The 19,520-nt window shown below is 41.0% G+C and carries 15 protein-coding genes and 1 tRNA gene; 10 read left to right on the top strand and 6 right to left on the bottom strand.

What is annotated here, in order from left to right; translation table 11 throughout:
• Positions 1–193 precede the first annotated feature (193 nt).
• Positions 194–703, top strand: coding sequence for a pentapeptide repeat-containing protein (locus tag H6G74_RS10770; protein WP_190967662.1), 510 nt, complete (start codon positions 194–196; stop codon positions 701–703).
• Between the two features lie 81 nt (positions 704–784).
• On the opposite strand, the gene H6G74_RS10765 is transcribed toward H6G74_RS10770, so the two are convergent.
• On the bottom strand, positions 785–1,825 hold the full coding sequence (locus H6G74_RS10765) for a ribonuclease T2 family protein (protein ID WP_190967661.1): 1,041 nt from the start codon (positions 1,823–1,825) through the stop codon (positions 785–787).
• 191 nt (positions 1,826–2,016) lie between these two features.
• Here H6G74_RS10765 and H6G74_RS10760 point away from each other — a divergent pair, with 191 nt between their 5' ends.
• The 3 genes from H6G74_RS10760 (at position 2,017) to H6G74_RS10750 (ending at position 5,198) form a co-directional block, all read left to right on the top strand.
• Positions 2,017–3,963: an APC family permease gene (locus tag H6G74_RS10760; protein WP_190967660.1), complete on the top strand. Its 1,947-nt coding sequence runs from the start codon at positions 2,017–2,019 to the stop codon at positions 3,961–3,963.
• Positions 3,964–4,021: 58 nt separating this feature from the next.
• On the top strand, positions 4,022–4,162 hold the full coding sequence (locus H6G74_RS10755; RefSeq protein WP_190967659.1) for a hypothetical protein: 141 nt from the start codon (positions 4,022–4,024) through the stop codon (positions 4,160–4,162).
• Between the two features lie 262 nt (positions 4,163–4,424).
• On the top strand, positions 4,425–5,198 hold the full coding sequence (locus tag H6G74_RS10750) for a hypothetical protein (protein ID WP_190967658.1): 774 nt from the start codon (positions 4,425–4,427) through the stop codon (positions 5,196–5,198).
• 117 nt (positions 5,199–5,315) lie between these two features.
• Here H6G74_RS10750 and H6G74_RS10745 read toward each other — a convergent pair whose 3' ends face one another.
• The 5 genes from H6G74_RS10745 to gshA all read right to left on the bottom strand — a co-directional run bounded on the left by H6G74_RS10745 (position 5,316) and on the right by gshA (position 11,117).
• Positions 5,316–5,750, bottom strand: coding sequence for a SufE family protein (locus H6G74_RS10745; protein WP_190967657.1), 435 nt, complete (start codon positions 5,748–5,750; stop codon positions 5,316–5,318).
• Between the two features lie 131 nt (positions 5,751–5,881).
• Positions 5,882–5,955: transfer RNA gene (locus tag H6G74_RS10740), tRNA-Met, on the bottom strand.
• 171 nt (positions 5,956–6,126) lie between these two features.
• On the bottom strand, positions 6,127–8,298 hold the full coding sequence (locus H6G74_RS10735; protein WP_313888476.1) for a peptidoglycan DD-metalloendopeptidase family protein: 2,172 nt from the start codon (positions 8,296–8,298) through the stop codon (positions 6,127–6,129).
• 826 nt (positions 8,299–9,124) lie between these two features.
• Positions 9,125–9,586, bottom strand: coding sequence for a tRNA (cytidine(34)-2'-O)-methyltransferase (locus tag H6G74_RS10730; RefSeq protein WP_190967655.1), 462 nt, complete (start codon positions 9,584–9,586; stop codon positions 9,125–9,127).
• 391 nt (positions 9,587–9,977) lie between these two features.
• Positions 9,978–11,117 (bottom strand): glutamate--cysteine ligase, encoded by a 1,140-nt coding sequence (gene gshA, locus H6G74_RS10725; RefSeq protein WP_190967654.1) that lies wholly within the window; start codon positions 11,115–11,117, stop codon positions 9,978–9,980.
• Between the two features lie 1,237 nt (positions 11,118–12,354).
• Between gshA and H6G74_RS10720 the strand changes: the two genes are divergently transcribed.
• The 6 genes from H6G74_RS10720 to H6G74_RS10695 all read left to right on the top strand — a co-directional run bounded on the left by H6G74_RS10720 (position 12,355) and on the right by H6G74_RS10695 (position 19,303).
• The gene (locus H6G74_RS10720; protein WP_190967653.1) at positions 12,355–12,855 is read left to right on the top strand and encodes a DUF2231 domain-containing protein; all 501 of its coding nucleotides are present in this window, start codon (positions 12,355–12,357) and stop codon (positions 12,853–12,855) included.
• Positions 12,852–13,457, top strand: a complete 606-nt coding sequence (locus H6G74_RS10715; RefSeq protein WP_190967652.1) for a DUF2231 domain-containing protein — start codon at positions 12,852–12,854, stop codon at positions 13,455–13,457. The genes H6G74_RS10720 and H6G74_RS10715 overlap by 4 nt, the downstream gene beginning before the upstream one ends.
• A 92-nt stretch (positions 13,458–13,549) precedes the next feature.
• The gene (locus H6G74_RS10710) at positions 13,550–14,467 is read left to right on the top strand and encodes a cytochrome c oxidase subunit II (protein WP_190967651.1); all 918 of its coding nucleotides are present in this window, start codon (positions 13,550–13,552) and stop codon (positions 14,465–14,467) included.
• A 59-nt stretch (positions 14,468–14,526) separates the two neighbouring features.
• A complete protein-coding gene (ctaD, locus tag H6G74_RS10705) occupies positions 14,527–16,197 on the top strand; it encodes a cytochrome c oxidase subunit I (protein WP_190967650.1) in 1,671 nt (556 codons plus the stop codon).
• Positions 16,198–16,351: 154 nt separating this feature from the next.
• The gene (locus H6G74_RS10700) at positions 16,352–16,963 is read left to right on the top strand and encodes a cytochrome c oxidase subunit 3 (RefSeq protein WP_190967649.1); all 612 of its coding nucleotides are present in this window, start codon (positions 16,352–16,354) and stop codon (positions 16,961–16,963) included.
• A 261-nt stretch (positions 16,964–17,224) separates the two neighbouring features.
• The gene (locus tag H6G74_RS10695) at positions 17,225–19,303 is read left to right on the top strand and encodes a cation:proton antiporter domain-containing protein (protein ID WP_190967648.1); all 2,079 of its coding nucleotides are present in this window, start codon (positions 17,225–17,227) and stop codon (positions 19,301–19,303) included.
• The last annotated feature ends 217 nt before the right edge of the window (positions 19,304–19,520 follow it).

The following is a 19,520-nucleotide window of genomic DNA, read 5'->3' as shown; positions in this document are numbered from 1 at the left end:
AAATATCAGTAAATCAAATTCGGAAATGTCCTTGTTATCATTGTCGTTTCTTTGACGCAAACCCTTACATTAAATGTGTGGTTAATCCTTCAATGGTTTTAATAAAAAAGGCTTTTAATTGCTTAGATTACCAATCTAAATAAATTATTATAGCTATTTTTATAAGTTCTTTGGATTGGAGAATATGATTATTATGTTGAGATTTATAGGTGTTATCAGTTGTTTGATAATCACTTCATTGGTGAGCCAAGATAATAATTTAATTTGGCAAAGTCCAGTTAAAAAGCTGCAATCAACCAGAAAATGTCCTAGCTGTGACCTATCAGGGTTAAATTTCTCAGGTGCTAATTTAGAAAAAGTTGATTTGCGTTCGGCAGATTTGCAAAGAACAAACCTCAGTCATACTAATCTACGGTATGCCAATTTAGAGTGGGCAGACTTACGCAATGCAAATTTACAAGGAGCCGATTTAACAGGGGCAAACCTCAGCATAGCCTCTTTAGGCGGAGCTAATTTGCAAGGAGCTAATCTTGAAGCCTCGAATTTGAAAATGGCTAGTTTCAGAAGTAGTAATCTTAGTAATGCTAATCTTGCCAAAGCAGCAATTAATCAGGATTTACAAAACAGTAATTCAGTGATTTTATGCAAAACAACATTACCCAATGGAGTTACATCACGGCGCTGTAATAGTCAGTTGAATTAAGACTAAAATAATGAGGCGATCGCACCTACTAAATTTGGCTGCGATCGCCCTTATCTTTTATACTTAACCCAACAACTTTAATTAATTACGCGCATCGTCAATTAAGCAAGACTTGAACTTCTCAAGTTTGGCTTTTGGGCTATTGGTTAACAAGTCACTAATTAAAGTGTTAGAGGTAATATCGCCTCTGAGGTTAACCCAAAGTTCACCTAATACTGCATTGGTGCATTTGACTTCTATCTTGTCACCAGCATTCACACCAAAAGACGACAAGGCCTGATCAATATCTTTGAGGGTAACTTGGCGACCAATACTACTAGCTACTAATGCTTGAATGGGCGATTTATTCAAAGTATCAATTAAAGCAATGGACTCAGAAAAATATTCCTCTGGTGTACCCTGATAGCAAGTACCATGCTTAATCCATTCATGTCGGTGCAAATTGGAAGCTGTTCCTGGCATGACTACTTGTAGCCTTGCCCAAGTCTCAGGCGACAGTTCTGATTCTACAGGAGGCAATTTTGACCAAGTTTTTGCTTTATCAAAACCGATGTCACTTTTGCTGACTCCGCAATAAATATTAGATTCTGGCTGAGGCCATAAACCATGTAACGCGAAGTTGGTAGCTTCCGGACGGTCTGGGTTTTTTGCTAAAGTTTGACACTCAGTTTTTTCGGGTTTACTCTCACAAAAAGCTGGTTGCCAACTTACTGCAAGTAAATAGTCATTACCTACAGCTACAGGAATTACAGGCGGTATGTTTCCAGTTGTGTCGGAAGGCACACCCTCAGCATTAACGCAACTAATAGGAACCCAACGCCGAGAAGGACTGGCACTGGCAATTTCTAGCAGGTAGTGAGTCGGGTTATCTTTATTTTGACCAACTATTTGATAAGTCTGCCCTGGTTGCAATCTAACATTGCCAGGGTTTGTGCCTTTTTTAATGGAGATTACAGCTTCACAAGCACCAACGGCGGTGGTGAATTGGCTTTCTGTGGGAACCAAAGCAAAAGCATGATGAGGCCATAGGATCAAGGAAAACGCTAATAAGATAACTAATGCCAACTTTTGTTTGAGCGATCGCAGCATAAAATACTCCTTATATCTATACCTAATATCCATAGACAAGTCATACTTTTCCTGATTTTTGTCAGGACTTGGTTTATGGGAATCAATATTTGGGGAAAATTTCTAATGTAAAAACTTGTTGTTCTTTAGTCCTTGAGTGTATTTGTAGTTCAAAATTTTGAATAAAACTTCCATCCAAACTACAAGCACTCAAACCCGCGACTTTTGTAACAAAATCCAATTGAATGGTTAAATCAATGTTTTCAACAAAACGGCTCAGTAGACGGTTTATGCGTTGGCTACTGGCAGAAAACCGCCGAGAGAAGGAAGGGCCTTACCAGAAGGAAGAAGCACACCGCCAGCATCCTTGGTGGCAAGTTATGTGCTTAACCGGTGTAGATTATTTTTCTACTCTTGGATATCAACCAGGAATTGCGGCATTGGCGGCAGGTGCGCTTTCTCCTATTGCTACGCTGATTTTGGTTTTATTAACGCTCTTTGGTGCATTACCCATCTACCGCCGTATTGCTGCTAAAAGCCCACATGGTGAAGGTTCTATTGCTATGTTGGAGCATTTGCTGTCTTGGTGGCAAGGCAAATTACTGGTATTGTGTCTACTTGGCTTTGTGGCAACTGACTTTATTATTACTATTACTCTGTCTGCGGCTGATGCCACAGCCCATATAATTGAAAACCCTCTGACACCAAGTCTGCTGCACAGTCAAAGTATTGCTATTACCTTAATGTTAATTGCTTTACTCGGTGTAGTTTTCTTGAGAGGCTTTAAAGAAGCAATTGGGATTGCGGTATTTTTAGTGGCAGTTTATCTGCTGTTGAATTTGCTTGTCATTAGCATTGGGTTATATCAAATAGTAATTCACCCAGGTGCGATCGCCAATTGGCAAACAGCACTTTTCGCGCGAAATAACAATTTCTTTGTCCTCATCGGCTTGGCTGTCTTGTTATTTCCTCGCTTGGCTTTGGGTTTATCTGGATTTGAGACTGGTGTCACCGTGATGCCCTTAGTTCAAGGTGGTAGTAGCGATACCCCAGAAATGCCCAGAGGCAGAATCCGCAACACCCGCAAGCTACTGACGGCTGCTGCTGTTATTATGAGCTTCTTTTTGCTCACTAGCAGTCTTGTCACTACAGTTTTAATTCCAGCCGCAGAATTTGCCACAGGCGGAAAAGCCAATGGACGCGCCCTGGCTTATCTGGCACATCTTTATTTAGGCAATGGCTTTGGTACAATTTACGATTTAAGCACTATTTCTATTCTGTGGTTTGCTGGGGCATCAGCAATGGCAGGGCTACTAAATATTGTGCCGCGTTACTTACCACGCTATGGAATGGCACCAAGTTGGGCATTATTAACCCGCCCACTTGTATTGGTATATATAAGTATTGCCTTTGTAGTTACAATTATTTTCCAAGCCAATGTCGAGGCGCAGGGTGGTGCTTATGCTACAGGTGTGTTGGTATTAATTAGTTCTGCCGCATTTGCTGTAACTTTATCAGCCCATCGACACAATTCCACACAAGGACGAATTGTTTTTGCTTTGATTACCCTGGTCTTTATCTATACAACCATTGTCAATATTATTGAGAGACCAGAAGGGATCAAAATTGCGGCGTTCTTCATTGGTACAATCATTGTAACTTCCCTCGTTTCCCGTGTTTGGCGCTCAACGGAACTGCGGGTAGAACAAATAGAAGTTGATGAAAATGCCCGTGAATTTATTGCCGAAGAAAGTCAAGGCGCAATTAGAATCATTGCCAATCGCTTAAATGAAGGCAATGAACAAGAATATTTTTTAAAAGAAAAAGAGGTACGGGAAGATAACCACATTCCGCCGACAGATCCCATAATCTTTCTAGAAATTTTGATATCTGATGCGTCAGATTTTACTGATGTGATCAGAGTCAAAGGCGTAAAAGTTGGAGATTATCGAATTTTACGGGCGGAAAGTGCCGCAGTTCCAAATGCGATCGCTGCTTTGTTGCTTTATATTCGTGACCAAACTGGTAAAATACCTCACGCCTACTTTGGTTGGGTAGAGGGAAATCCTATCCAGTACCTACTAAGGTTTATCTTGTTTGGTGAAGGTGACATTGCAGTAGTTACCCGTGAAGTTCTACGTCGCGCCGAAAAAAATTCCCACAGGCGACCAGGGATTCATGTTGGTGGGTAATACAGCAGGAGGCAGGAGGCAGAAGGCAGTCCCGATGAAACAAGTTTCATAGCCAAGTATGAAAGTGGGACTAGCATTTTTACTCAGCACTCAGCACTCAGCACTCAGCACTTTCAAGCTAGATGTGCAGTTAGCCAAACTATCACATAGATTCTGGTTAATATTCAGCCATAACTGTGATGTTGGGCTGATGCAGTAAGACGAAAAATCAAATGTTTTAAGGTGTAGGGGTGTATGTCTGCAAAACCCTTACACCCCGTACCCTAAAACCCAACACCCAGTCTCCCCAGACAATCTTTGTGCATAATTCCTGGGATAGTTTGACGGGAGTAAGAATTTTTTCCTAGGACTAATGCTTACCGATGCAAAATGTGCAAATAGTTAAACCAGCACAATCATTTTTTATAACCGCCCAGCCACCGCCATGATGAAGATGATAGTTTCAGTGGAGACAGGGCAATATGTATATTAACCTTTTTATCAGTTCTATCTTAGGAATTTTCACTATATTACTGTTAGCATTTGGCGTGTTGCAATGGTTTCATATACCTGCTGGTAACTTTCTTGATTGGATAATTGGTGGTGCAAGTTTTTGGTGGTTGTTGGTAATTGTAACTGTACCGTGGAATGTTCATTTTCAAGCTAAAGAAGTGTTAGCAGAAGCAGCACAATCTTCTGAAAAAGGCATTCCTGTAGATGGAAAACAAGTCAAATATGTGCAATTATTAGCCAAGCGATCGCTGTGGCTGGCTATTGCTTTACATATATTTTCTGCCATTGGACTTTACATCCTCGCCGCCACGGGAATTAGTGCCGTAGGTTATATCAGTTCTGGTGCAGCTTTATTATTAACAATTTTGCGTCCCGCCATTCGGGCTTACGAATATTTATATGCAAGGCTAACGATGATTAGCCAAGAATGGAAATATCCCCGCGAAGATATTTATGAACTGCGGAATCGTTTCTCGGAATTAGAACAAAAAGTCCAATATATACAAGAACAACTCAACCCAGAAGAATCATATTCTTTACCAGCCACCCAACAGCGTTTTGCTGACGAAACTCGCAAAGAACTGTCCAGAATTTTAGCGAATTTAGAAGAATTACGCGCCACAAATCAAACAGAACATGAACGTTTAGCCAGAGAAGCCAGAAACGCGATCGCGCAACTTTCCACTGATGGACAATTTCTCGATCACGTCCGCGAAATTATCCGCTTTTTCAAAACAGCTTAGTTAACAGGACGGTTGAGATGGGTGTCAGGGTTTAAGGGTGTAAGGTTTTTGAATACACATACTCTCACACCCCCTACCTCAAAACTAGTCTGTTTACTCAGCACTCAGCACTTTTTCTTATTGTTCTAACTTACATTCCAATGCTTTTTTTTGCATGGTTTTAAATATGTTGTAAAAACCGTTAGCGCGGGAAGGTGTCAAACTCACATTTAAACCGGTTGCTTGAATAAAATCTGGTGTTAATTGGACAATTTCTGTAGGACTTAGCCCGTTTAATCCTTCAATTAACAGCGCCACTAGCCCCTTAGTTAACTGAGAATCAGATTCTCCTTGAAATACAACTTTTCCATCATTTAAGGCGGCGGTAACATACACCTGAGACACACAACCAGGAACTTTATTGTCTGGTACTTTATCAGCTTCAGGAAACTCTGGAAGCTTTTGGGCATACCAGATCAGTTGTTCATAACGCCGCTTCGGATCAGATGCACGTTGAAAGCGTTGGACGATTTTAGCCAAAGCAGGTGGTAGAGAATCTAAACTAGAAGACATAACAGAAGCTGTAAATAATTCGGTCTCACCTTGAGTTTAAATTATCTGGCGGGCGATCGCGTTCATTATGAGCAAGTTAATAACTCAACTCTGTAAACTAGAGATTCTGAGTTAGATATTTACTTCTTAAATGGCTCAGGTCGGATTTGAACCAACGACCCCAGGCTTATGAGTCCCGTGCTCTAACCAACTGAGCTACTGAGCCAAGCAATTTCGCATTAATTCTTAATATAGCATACACATTTGTTGATGGCTAGTCTTTTTGGCAATTAATTTCCATCCACAAATTAACTTAGCAGTTCATCCATCCAAGCAAAAGAGGGATAAAAACTCCCTCTTCTGACAAGAAAATAACTGGGTTGGATACAGACAAGGACTAAATGCGGTTTTGTTGTGGTAAGAAGGCAATTGGGTTAACTGCGCCCTTACCTGATGCGTGAATTTCAAAGTGAGTGTGTGGCCCAGTACTGAAACCAGTGCTACCCATTAAAGCAATAGTTTCGCCTTGACGCACTTGCTGACCTGCACGCACCAGAATCTTGCTGTTATGACCATAGCGGGTCATACTACCATCAGGGTGACGAATATCCACAAGATTACCGTAGCCACCTTTGTTCCAGCCTGCTTTTTCAATCACACCATCTGCTGAGGCATAAACTGGCGTACCAGTGGCGTTAGCAACGTCAATACCTTTGTGCATTCTTCCCCAGCGCCAACCATAGCCAGAGGTAAATACACCTTTTGCTGGCCAAATATAAGCTACAGATGAGGTGGAAGGCGGAGGAATGGTTTCATCAATTGGTTTGGGCAAGTATTGATCTACTGCTGCCAAAGGTGGTAGTTGTGGCGATACTTTGGTTCCCCGCATTCTTCTAGGAGAATCAGCCGCATTGACTCCAATGGGTGGTACTGTTACCCTAGCGCGGTTAGGCAAGAACTCTGGGTTAATTGGCTCGTCAGTAGTGCGGCGAATAGCACTAAATTCGGGCTTAACTGGTTGAGCGTTGTAGCTCGGTAAAATTGGTGTTGGAACAGGGATGGGTACAGCAAAGGTCTTATTTCCAGATACTGGCTTAGTAACTGCTAAGTTGCTAGGAACAGCTACAGGAACTGGAATCGCAATGCTGTTTTTGTCTGTATCAGTAACCGCTTGGGCAACTACATTACCAGTATTACCAGACTCTTGATTGCGGTATTTTTGCTGTAGTCTTTGAATTTCAGCCTGTAAACTCTGAAGACGCTCGTTGTTTCGTCCTCTTGATACTCTTTGAGTTTGACTACCTGACTGTAATTCAGTAAATACTTTGGGTACGGGAGTATCACCACCTACACCGTTAACAGTATTTGTCTGTGTTGGGTTATTTGTTGCTGTGGTTGGTTTGACAGTGTTGTTGTTAACAAAAACTGGTGAAACTGGTGCTAAAGATACGTTGGGGTTACTGCTGGCAGTGTTGACAGGTACACCAGCAATTTTGACATTGTTGGTCAACTGTACACCAGGCTGATTAACGGCTACAGGTATGGAGATTGCACCATTACGGTTAGCATTTGCCGATGGCAGAATGATTTTTTGATTGATTTTGAGCTGATTGGGATTGCTGATATTGTTGAGCTTGGCTAGTTCTGCAACCGTGGTGTTGTATCGGTTAGCGATCGCAGCTAGAGTATCTCCCGGCTTAACTTCGTAAGCGGTACCAGTATCCGTTGGTGCGGCAATTTCTGGTGTAGCAGGTACAGATGTTGTTGCTAGTGGCTGTACCGATTCACTTGGGAGTTTTGGTTGCTTAACTTCAGGAAAGAACTTGGTTTTGTCTTCATCAACCAATCCAGGTAACTGTTGCCCAACTTCTTGACTGATGCTTTGAGGTGGCAATTTTTCTGCTACCACTACCTCTTGCTTCAATGCAGGGGCTTTCGCTAAATTTTTTGACTCCCCAGACCGTAACTCCGCCAGACTTGCTCTTAAACGGTTCGATTTTTCTTGTAAGTGATATAGGGCGAACTCTTGCTGTGCTTTTAATTTAGCTTTGACTTCATCGTTAGCAACTTTGATGTCAGATGTGTCGTTAGCTTTGAGAAGTTCCTGTGCTGCACCATTTTTGACTAGTGGCGACTGGTTAATGGCATTTTTTTCGGCTGCTGTTTGGGCAACATTCTCTGGTGTTGGAACTTCCACAGGCATTCCATTTGCTGCCACTTGCAATTTAGCTTCAAGCCCAGGCAACTGTGAAATTGCTGTTGGTTCCACAATGACAGGATTTTCTGGCATGGTTGCTGCTGAGACCAGTTGGGTCTCCAGCTTTGTGGGAACAAATTTCATTTCAGCGTCAGGGGCAACAGGCAGGTTTGAGGCTACTTTTTGGCTGCCTACAGGCGCTGCTGCTTGGGCTTGATCGCTTTGTCGAGTCACTAAAAGACTGGTCGCTCCAACTGAAATAGCCAAGCCAATCATGGCTGCTTGTGTGCTAACTCGACGATTAGCCTTGGAATTTACCACACTTAACTGCTCACTAGGGACACCATCATTGCTGGGGGTATTTTTCAGCACAGCTTTTACTCTTTTTTTCAATGCTCGTTTCAAAGACGACCTCCTATGATCACTAGCGCTTAACTGACCTCGATTTTGCAGTCGGAATACTAGTCAATGATTTAGATCACATCTGACGATAGACCTGGATCACATTCACCAGAGATACTTAGGCAAGATTAACCTGCTTCTCTGATTTAGACAAGTTTACACCTGTTAGCAGAACATAAAGTTGCTGTGCTTACTTGTCCGCTCCACTCCTCACACCCTAGAACTTTCGCTCTTTACAGTTTTCAGCGCCTAATTTAAATTTAATCGCTGGGATTGGAAAAGTTGATATTAGCCGAATCTGCTTTATATTGTCAGCAATTTTAGTTGCTATAAGTTTTAAAAAAGCGATGCCTCCTGCTGTAAATATCTTCAAGGTTTTTTTTACCAATCCGTCTTCCCAACAGGAGACTTTACGTTGAATCTTCCCTAAAAGACAACCGTACAAACTCTCCAGTACTTTTGTCCTCCTGAAATATACCTATTCAGACAAAATAGTACAAATGCCTTATCCGTATGGATTTGCAGCTTTTTGTTTTTTGAAACCAAAGAAATCCAATTCATCAAAATCTATCATTCAAATTTGGTATATTCTCAAAATTAATATAGAAATTTCTTATATGAAACCTGTCTAGTTAACTAGATTTTTCAGGCATTTTACTGATTTTTTTTAAGCAACAGTATAAAAAGTGCAAGTATTTTTTGTTGGTGATAGAATTATTATCTGTCGAAAATCTTGTGGTAATTTGATTTCCAGAACTGTACGAGTATTTATACTTATAAGTTAATTGTTCAAAAACTACACTAGATAACCGAGTTGTCGCCGTGCTTCAAACAGTCCTATCGCCACACTGACTGATAGATTCAGACTACGAACCCCTGGCTCAAACATTGGAATATAAAGGGTTGTATCACAAATTGATAATGCTTCTGGTGATAAGCCCGTAGTCTCGCTGCCAAATAGTAGCCAATCATTAGGAGCAAACTGAAATTGTACGTAATTACTACTCCCCCTCACAGAAAAACCTAAACACCTTCCACCACGCTGTTGATGAGAGTCTTGAAAAGCTGCCAGCGATTCATGATGGTGGAGTTTGACATAGGGCCAATAATCTAAACCGGCTCGTTTGAGGTAGCGATCGCTAATTTCAAAGCCCAAAGGCCCCACTAAATGTAATTCTGTACCTGTAGCTGCACAAGTGCGGGCAATATTGCCTGTATTGGGGGGAATTTGCGGATTTACTAAAACAACTTGGGGCATCTGCTATGGAACTGAGCTTTTGTATAAAAAGTTATATTGACAATAAAAAATCTGTCAAAAGGTAGAGGTTATCTATAGGTTTTATTAATAACCATTTTGTAGTTTACATCGATTAGTTTTTTAAAACAAAAAAATTGCTACATTTTCTAAGAATTTTTAGAAAATGTATCTGACTAACTTGTCAATACAACTATTTTGTCGTTTAAAAACTAAAAACCAGACCCAAACTCATTCTTTGGCTATTTTTAGAAAATCTATCTTATGTATGAGACCATACATGATGATTTTGGGCTATTGGGAGTTTCCTGGCTGGGTATTTGTCTTGTGTCATTAGTCATTTGTCCTTGGTATTCACAAATGACTAATGATATTGAATCACTTGAGGTTCTCTTTAAGCCAGCAAGGAAGAACACAATTTATGTTCTAGTTCCAGTTCTCGTTCTTTTGTGGCCACAATCGCTTGGGAAATAACGCGCTGACAGTCAAAACCGACGCTATGAAGTTGTAGCCATTGCTGGGCTTCATTGCCTTCACGCAGAATTTTATGCAATGGTGACAAGAAACAGCTAAAGCCTTGTTGTTTAGCGATCGCCCAAACTTCTTGATATAGTTCCGCAATCCAATCTCTGGCTAAAATAGTTCTGCCATCTTGCCAATGTTGTAGTTGAGCATCCAAACTAGCACTAGCGGCTGCTATTTCATTGTTAGTGGTCAGTGCAATTAGTTCTTCCGGTGATAATTTACTGCTAGTTAAAGGATCTAAATCAGGGTTATCAATGATCTGCAATAAACGTGCTTCTAACAATGCAGTAATTGCGAGTAAAGCAATGGGATCTGTAACTAAATCGCAAATTCGCAATTCTAGACGATTGAGATCATAAGGACGGCGATCGCCATTTGGTCTGACTGATACCCATAAATGCCGGACATTTTGCATTGTTCCAGCTATTAATTGCTCTTCTACCCACTGAATATGATGAGCATGGCTGGTAAATAATGGTACGTAGGCGGGAGTTTGGGGAAATACACCCCAACGAGTTGAGTGATAGCCAGTGGCTTGACCATTGAAAAAGGGTGATGAAGCACTCAGCGCCAGAAACAAGGGTGCTTCTAAGCGAATAAATCGACAAGCCCGCATTAATGTTTCTGGGTCATTAATACCCACATTAATATGAACACTGGCAGTTACTACATTTGTGCCGTAGGTCTGCTCAATATAGTCATGATAAGGATTACTTGGGTCTGAACGAAAGAAGCGATCGCCCCCACTTAAAGACAAAGTACTTCCAGGTATCAAAGTGTAATTCCCTAAACGCTGGAGGTACTTGCGTAATTCTCGACGCGGACTTAGTAAAGCACACAACAGATTTTCGTAACTTGTGGATGGCTTTGTTATGTATTCCACGTTGCGACTGTCTGGTTCTCGCATAAACCCATTTAAGTCCGCAACGATTTTATCGGAGAGGCCAACAATTTCACCTTGAGGTGTGCCAGTGTACATCTCAATCTCAAAGCCTTTTAGCAGTACCACTTAATTCTCCTTGGCTCTCCCAGCCTTTTAATTGTATCGAATTAGACTATTTTTTGGTTTAAACTTGCCGTTCTGGAAACGTTAAGAATCTTTTAGCAGAAGATGAACCACGGTAAACGATTTGTTTCATCCCTTAGTAATTACTTAAAATAAAAGTATCAATTTTATTTCTATCTTGGTATGGAGATTCACATACTACATTAGGGTGAAAAAACCGTACTTGATTTTCTACCTTATTTGCAAGTTGAACTGAGTAATTACACAATAGAGTAAATCTCGCCAGAGATAACTACTACCAACGATACATACTACTGGATAACCGACGCACAAAACTACTCAATAACGATAATTTTTAACACCGAGCTAATTAATTTTCAGGGCTTTTGACTTGTGCGCTAAGTGCCATTAATTTTACTTTATGACTTACGCAACAGTCATATTTTTTCTGTAGAGTTTGTGACGCAACAAAAGTAAGTATTTGAACGTAGTAATGAAGCTTATAGCGTCATGCACTAATTCTTAATTTTGACATTTGCATCAGTCCGGTTACTTTTTACTCAGCACTCAGAACTTTTTCGGTAATACTTGTCATACTGAGGGGTAAAAATTAACGTGCCAAAATTTTCACTCAGGTTTTTGCCAGAATTTAGATGTATAAGCCTTGCTTTTAATGCAAATAAAAATCAAGAATAATAGTAGATATTGCTATGAGTTTTTTATTTTAATATATTGTTTATTATTTTTCTGTTTATTGATAACTTATGATCAAAAGTCTTATGTTAATTGGATTACAAACAGATATTTGATAATTGTGCAGAATCATATATACAAAGATTTTTCTATATGTAATATCTAAAAACAAAAGGTAGATAAGCTACATCATCATAATAGTTTTTCTGTTAAAGCCGGGATTTTTATAGGTTTCTATTATTTTTTTGACAATTACTAAAAAAATCCTTAAGCTAATAGATAGATGGCCAACTATCAACCAAATAACTCCGATTTTGTGAGGTAAATTCAAAATCGTTGTTATAAAGTATCAGCATGAACAAATGAATTGAACTGAATCATTGACGATAAATAGTAACTTCAACAAATTGAGCTTAAACAAAGCTAATACCTGATTTACTGGATGGCGCTATGCAGTTTTGAAGAGAATCCATTCAGGTAAGAATGTTTGTATTGATGGTCATGCTTGTCTGTTAAACATGAAACTTTGGCTAAGGTGCAGGAAACTATGCTTGATTTTTTTACATCGTTGAACGACCATAATCTACCCTATCCAGACACGCTACATCCCATTGTTGTTCACTTTGTAATTGCAATGGTATTGTTTGCATTTTTCTGTGACTTAGTAGGTTATTTTACTGGCAAGGCTCGCTTATTTGAGGTGAGTTGGTGGAATATGTTTGTTGCTACGATCGCCATTTTCGTAGCGATTATTTTTGGACAATTTGAAGCTGGTTTAGCCAAACCTTACGACGTAGCTAAATCAGTTTTAAATCTTCATACCCTGATTGGTTGGTCACTGTCTGGCCTCATCGCCACAATTACCGCCTGGCGCTATGTACTTCGTTCGCGTAACCCGCAAAAATTACCAGTTCATTATTTAGCCGTGGGATTTGTCTTAGTGGCAATTGTCGGCTTGCAAGTTTATTTAGGTGATGAATTGGTTTGGGTATATGGATTGCACACAGTACCAGTTGTTGAAGCTGCCAAGGATGGGATGCTGCCATGAATTCAGAACTAATTAATCAATTAAACGTAGAAATAGGCGCTAACGGACTACCTTACACTCTGCCTATTCACCCAAATTTGGTGCATCTGACCATTGGTCTATTCATCATTGGTATTACCTTTGATATCGTCGGTGTTTTGTTCCCCATGCAAAAATGGGTATTCAAATTTTTAGCAATTACTGTTGAACGAGCCAACTTCTTTGATGTGGGCTGGTACAACATGGTTGCGGCAACTGCCATCACCTTTTTTACCGTAGCTGCTGGCTTTTACGAAATGTTCTTAGCCACTCCACCAACAGATATCAAGAGTGCATGGGGAATGCCAGCAATGGAAACCATGCTGTGGCACGGTATTGGTGGTGTTGTCCTCCTCGCTTTATTTGTCGGTATGACCATGTGGAGAGGATGGCAACGCTTTGCTTGGAGTAAAGATTACGACGTAGAAGTGCAGTGGAGCTATTTATTTGCGGGAGTGGCAATTATGTTTTTGATGTTCCTGCACGGCACATTAGGAGCGCAGTTAGCTGCTGAATTTGGCGTTCACAACACCGCAGATAGACTACTGCAATTAGGCGAAGACCTGAACACAATGCTCAAATAACTTTTGTCATTCGTCCTTTGTCATTTGTTCTTTGTTAATGACCAATGACTAATGACCAATGACCAATGACTAATGACTAATGACCAAAACCCATGAAATTCTCAAAGATTTTAAGCGTATTAACCTTAATTACTGGTGCGATCGCAATTAGCATCACCAGTATCTGGATAGGTAAACAAGCCTATTCCTGGCTACCTCCCCAAGCAGCAGCAGAATCTCATCTGATTGATGATTTGATTAGTTTTTTGGTGACATTAGGTGCATTTATTTTTCTGGGTGTCACCAGCACTTTGATGTATTCTGTGATTTTCCATCGTGCTGAAAAAGGCGACTTCAGCGATGGCCCCCACATTGAAGGTAACGTCACTTTGGAAGTTGTCTGGACAGCCATCCCCATTATGTTGGTATTGTGGATTGCTGGTTATAGCTCCCAAGTTTATGAACAAATGGGTATTCAAGGCCCCACCCAACTAGTGCATTTGCATAACCCCGTGGGGATGGAATCAGCTTATGCTGCACCCCAAGAAGGTGTGATGAGCGAACCTGTAGAAAAAATTGATGTCATCGCCAAACAATGGGCGTGGGTATTTCATTACCCTGAAAAAGATGTTACCAGTACCGAATTGCATTTACCAAGCGATCGCCGCGTGCGTTTAGCACTGCAATCAGAAGATGTACTGCATGGCTTTTATATCCCGGCATTCCGCCTCAAACAAGACATCATTCCCAACCATACCATCGACTTTGAATTTACCCCCATTCGCCAGGGTCAATATCGCCTCACCGACTCCCAATATAGCGGCACTTACTTTGCCACTATGCAGGCAAATGTAGTTGTGGAATCTGACGAAGACTATCACAAATGGTTGGCGAAAATCGCCACACAAAAACCCGCCCCCGCCAATAACCAAGCTGCTTCTGAATACGCCCAAACAGCCAACGAACCCGTGAAAAATGGTTGGGATACCGTCGTACCTGCCGCACCTCCTTTGGTTAATTATTCCGGTTGACAGCAAACTAATTCCCTGCACCCTCAAATCCTTCACACCCCTGTTTCTTCAAAAGAACAATGACTAACATCCCTATTGATGGTCTCAGCCTACCGGTTGGGAAACCACACCACGAAACCCCAGGAGGCTGGAAACAATATTTCAGCTTTAGCACCGACCACAAAGTCATCGGTATTCAATACCTTGTTACTTCCTTTTTCTTCTTTCTCATCGGCGGGATCTTCGCCATGATTCTGCGGGGAGAATTAATTACCCCCGAAGCCGACTTAATTGACCGCACCGTATATAACGGTATGTTCACCATGCACGGCACAGTCATGCTGTTCTTGTGGACATTTCCCTCACTAGTGGGTTTTGCTAACTACCTCGTCCCCTTAATGATTGGGGCGCGAGACATGGCCTTTCCCCGCCTCAACGCCGTCGCCTTTTGGATGGTTCCTGTAGTCGGGATTTTGTTGATGGCCAGCTTCTTTGTCCCTGGTGGCCCTGCCCAAGCAGGTTGGTGGGCTTATCCTCCCGTCAGTTTGCAAAATCCCACAGGCCACTTGATTAACGGTCAAGTTTTATGGTTGTTGGCAGTCGCCATCTCTGGTGTCTCCTCAATTATGGGTGCTGTCAACTTTGTGACCACCATCGTCAAGATGCGTGCGCCTGGTATGACCTTCTTTCGGATGCCTTTGTTTGTCTGGGCAGTCCTCAGCGCCCAAATCATCCAATTGTTTGGCTTACCTGCCCTGACAGCAGGCGCAGTCATGTTGTTACTTGACCTCACCGTTGGTACTGGCTTTTTCAACCCCAGCAACGGCGGCAACCCAGTCATGTTCCAGCATTACTTCTGGTTCTATTCTCACCCGGCTGTGTATGTGATTATCCTGCCAGTTTTCGGTATCTTCTCCGAAATCTTCCCTGTCTACTCTCGCAAACCTTTATTCGGTTACAAAGTCGTTGCGATTTCATCACTGTTAATTGCCGTCGTCAGCGCCATTGTTTGGGTACACCACATGTATGTCAGTGGTACACCTGCTTGGATGCGGTTGATTTTCATGTTGACCACCATGTTTGTGTCTGTACCGACTGGTATTAAGGTATTTGCTTGGGTAGCGACAATTTGGGGTGGTAAGTTGCGTTTGAATACACCCATGTTATTTGCCTTGGGTGGATTAATCATGTTTGTCTTCGCAGGCATCACAGGGATTATGCTGTCTTCTGTACCTGTGGATGTTCACGTTAACAATACCTATTTTGTAGTTGGACACTTCCACTACGTCCTCTTTGGTACAGTGACAATGGGCTTGTATGCTGCTATTTATCACTGGTTCCCCAAAATGACTGGTCGGATGTACTACGAAGGCTGGGGTAAATTACATTTCTGGTTGTCATTTATTGGTACTAACCTCAACTTCTTACCAATGCACCCACTAGGTTTGCAAGGGATGTTACGTCGGGTTTCTTCCTACGCACCAGAGTATGAACAGTGGAATATCGTTGCGAGTCTGGGTGCATTTTTGTTAGGTATGTCTACCTTGCCATTCATCTTCAACATGGTGATTTCTTGGATGCAAGGCGAAAAAGCACCTGATAACCCTTGGCGGGCAATTGGTTTAGAGTGGTTAGTTTCTTCACCACCACCTGTTGAGAACTTTGAAGAAATTCCTGTAGTTATCTCTGAACCTTATGGTTACGGCAAATCAGAACCGTTGGTGGCAGAAACTCATAGTCACCATCAATGACAAAGAAAATTTGGGGACATAGTTAAGTAAAACTTGCCAGACATCTGTCTGGTGTGTCCCCACTACTAGAATTTGAGTTTTTTAAACGCAGAGGTAAGCGCAAAGTTACGCGGAGCATTTTCCAAGCAATATTACACGAATAAAAATTTTACCAATGGACAGCTATATTGTTTCTGAAGAGTTGCAGAATCATTCTCATCATAGTGGTGAGCATGGACATGATGAAGAAGGCAATAAAATGTTTGGTTTTATTGTTTTCTTATTGTCGGAAAGTGTGATTTTCTTGAGTTTTTTCGCCGGCTATATTGTCTATAAGTTGACAAATCCTAACTGGCTACCGGCTGGTGTAGAAGGATTAGAAGTTAGAGAACCAGCAATTAATACTGTTGTGTTGGTTGCAAGTAGCTTTGTAATTTATTTGGCAGAACGCGCCCTACAACGTCATAATTTGTCTGGTTTTCGGATGTATCTGCTGGCAACAATGGCGATGGGCAGTTACTTCTTAGCCGGACAAGCTATTGAATGGAGTCACTTGGCTTTTGGTTTCACTTCTGGAACGTTTGGCGGAATGTTCTACCTGTTAACTGGGTTCCACGGTTTACACGTTTTAACAGGTATCCTGTTGCAATTAATGATTTTGATCCGTTCTTTCATTCCAGGTAATTACGAATCTGGCCACTTTGGTGTGAATGCTACTTCACTATTTTGGCACTTTGTGGATGTAATTTGGATTGTCTTGTTTGTTATGCTCTATGTTTGGCAGTAAATATTAAGTTTGTCTAAAAACAAAGCCAATTTTCAGGGGAAGAGTCGGATAATTCACCTTTTCCTCTGTTTTTCATTTTGAAATATTCTCGGAATAATCTTATAACTTATGAGAAAATGATGTCACTCTATCTCTGTATAGATGTGAAAATTTTTATTTTCAAGATAAAACTGTGAAGGCTTATAATGTGACAATTTAATTTTACTGATCTGCAAAAATTCAGCATCTACAATCTTAATTTAAGCAAAAATTAACTTACCAATGGCACTCCAATCTTTAGCAGCAAGCCCAATTATTGCATTTACTATTCTGCTCACGGTCATTTTTACTGTACCACCGATATTTGAAAAATTGCGTTTACCTGGATTAGTGGGTTTGCTAGTAGCAGGTGTCATTTTAGGAGAAAATGGTTTAAACTTACTCAATTCTGAATCAGACACCATCAAGCTGCTATCGGATATTGGCAAAATTTATTTGATGTTTGTTGCAGGTTTAGAAATTGACTTAGAGCAGTTTCGCAAAACTAGAAATCGTTCTATTGGATTTGGAACTCTGACTTTTTTAGTGCCGTTAATAGCTGGTATTTTAGTGGGGCGGTTATTTAATTTTGGTTGGAATTCTGCTTTTTTGATTGGTTCTTTACTGGCATCCCATACTTTATTGGCTTATCCAATTGTTAGTCGGTTGGGTGTAGTTACAAATGAAGCTGTGACTGTAACCATTGGCGCAACAATTTTTACTGACACAGGTGCTTTGTTGGTATTAGCAATTTGTGTAGGGATTCATGGCGGAGAATTTACAGCCTTGAGTTTAGCTACGCTCTTGGGTGGATTGGCAATTTATTCGGTTGTGGTTTTGTTTGGTTTTGACTGGGCTGGTAAGGAATTTTTTCGGCGTTCAGGAGATGAACAAAGTAATCAGTTCTTGTTTATTTTACTAGCATTATTTTTGGCTTCTGTGGGAGCGCAAGTTATTGGGGTTGAGAAAATTGTTGGGGCGTTTTTAGCAGGTTTAGCTGTTAATGATGTTTTAGGACGTAGCCCAGTTAAAGAGAAAATTGAGTTTATTGGGAGTGTGTTATTTATTCCATGTTTCTTTGTAGATATGGGGTTATTGATTGATATTCCAGCATTTCTCAAGACTCTAAGTTCGGTTTGGTTGACTGTGGTCATCGTCATAGCTTTAATTAGCAGTAAATTTATTGCGGCATTTTTAGCAAAATTATTTTATCGCTACAATACGGCAGAAATGCTGACAATGTGGTCGTTATCTCTACCGCAGGTAGCAGCTACATTAGCGGCGGCATTAGTGGCTTATCAAACTGTTAACTCTGCTGGGGAAAGGTTAATCAGTGAAGGTGTTTTAAATAGTGTGATTGTTTTGATGCTGGTGACTGCTATTTTAGGGCCAGTAATTACTTCTAGGTTTGCCACAGCTTTACAAGTTAGTGATGCAGATTTAGAAACAGATAGTCTAGCAACTTGGTGGGAAAGTCCTGAAACTGAGGTAGAAGAAAAACCACATCAATTTACTGTAGTAGTGCCGATTTACAATCCTCAAACCCAGCGTTATTTAATAGAAATGGCGGCATTATTGGCGCGTCATGAAGGTGGGAGAATTGTCCCATTAGCGATTACTAAAGCTTTGATTCAAATGGATGATCCGCAATTGGTGACGGCGCTAGACCAAAGTCAAAAAAGATTGAAGATGGCGCAAGAAATTAGTCAAGAATTTGATGTGGAGGTGTCGCCAGCAATTCGCATTGATGATGATGCAGCTTTGGGAATTAGTCGTGCGAGTCGAGAACGTAATGCGAATTTAGTGGTGATGGGTTGGTCACAAACAACAGGGTTTCGCGCTCGTTTGTTTGGGAGTGTGATTGATAGTGTGTTTTGGTCTTCACATTGTCCCGTGGCGGTGACACGTTTATTGAGTAGTCCAACCAGTATCCAAAGAATTTTGGTACCGGTTGGTGATTTGACGCGACAAACTATTGGTGCTGTTAGGTTCGCACAAATTGTAGCTGATGTGAATCAAGCAGAGGTGGTATTGTTGCATGTGAGCGATCGCAAAACTCCCCCAGCTTTAGTAGAAAAATTTACATCCCAATTGTTGGAAATTACGGTAAAAAGTCAGTTACAGGTGAAAACTAACATCCAGACAGTTAAAGGTGATGATGTCGCTAGAGTAATTATTCGAGAAGCTCAAGCTTTTGATTTAGCAGTGTTGCGTTCTGTGCGTTATCGCACAGCTGGTGGTTTAGGTGTAAGTCAAGTAACGACCCAAATCTTGAGAGAGTTGAAATGCTCGATTGTATTACTGGGTGAACCTCACTCGTAATTTCTGTTCGGTCTACGACAGTGTATTTTGATTTGATTTACGAACCACAGAGTCACAGAGAACACAGAGAGAAGAGAGAAATGAAAATCTAATTTCTATCGTTGGTCATACCTCAGTGGATTCTCCAAACTGAATCTATATTAGATAACCTAGTTAATATGTTGTCGTGAGCAGAAAGCTCAGATATTTTAGACTTGTGTACGCTCCACACCACTAG

The organism is Nostoc spongiaeforme FACHB-130, assembly GCF_014698475.1.
Lineage (GTDB): Bacteria > Cyanobacteriota > Cyanobacteriia > Cyanobacteriales > Nostocaceae > Nostoc_B > Nostoc_B spongiaeforme.
The sequence above is the reverse complement of the archived record's forward strand: the minus strand, read 5'-3'. Positions and strand labels throughout refer to the sequence as shown.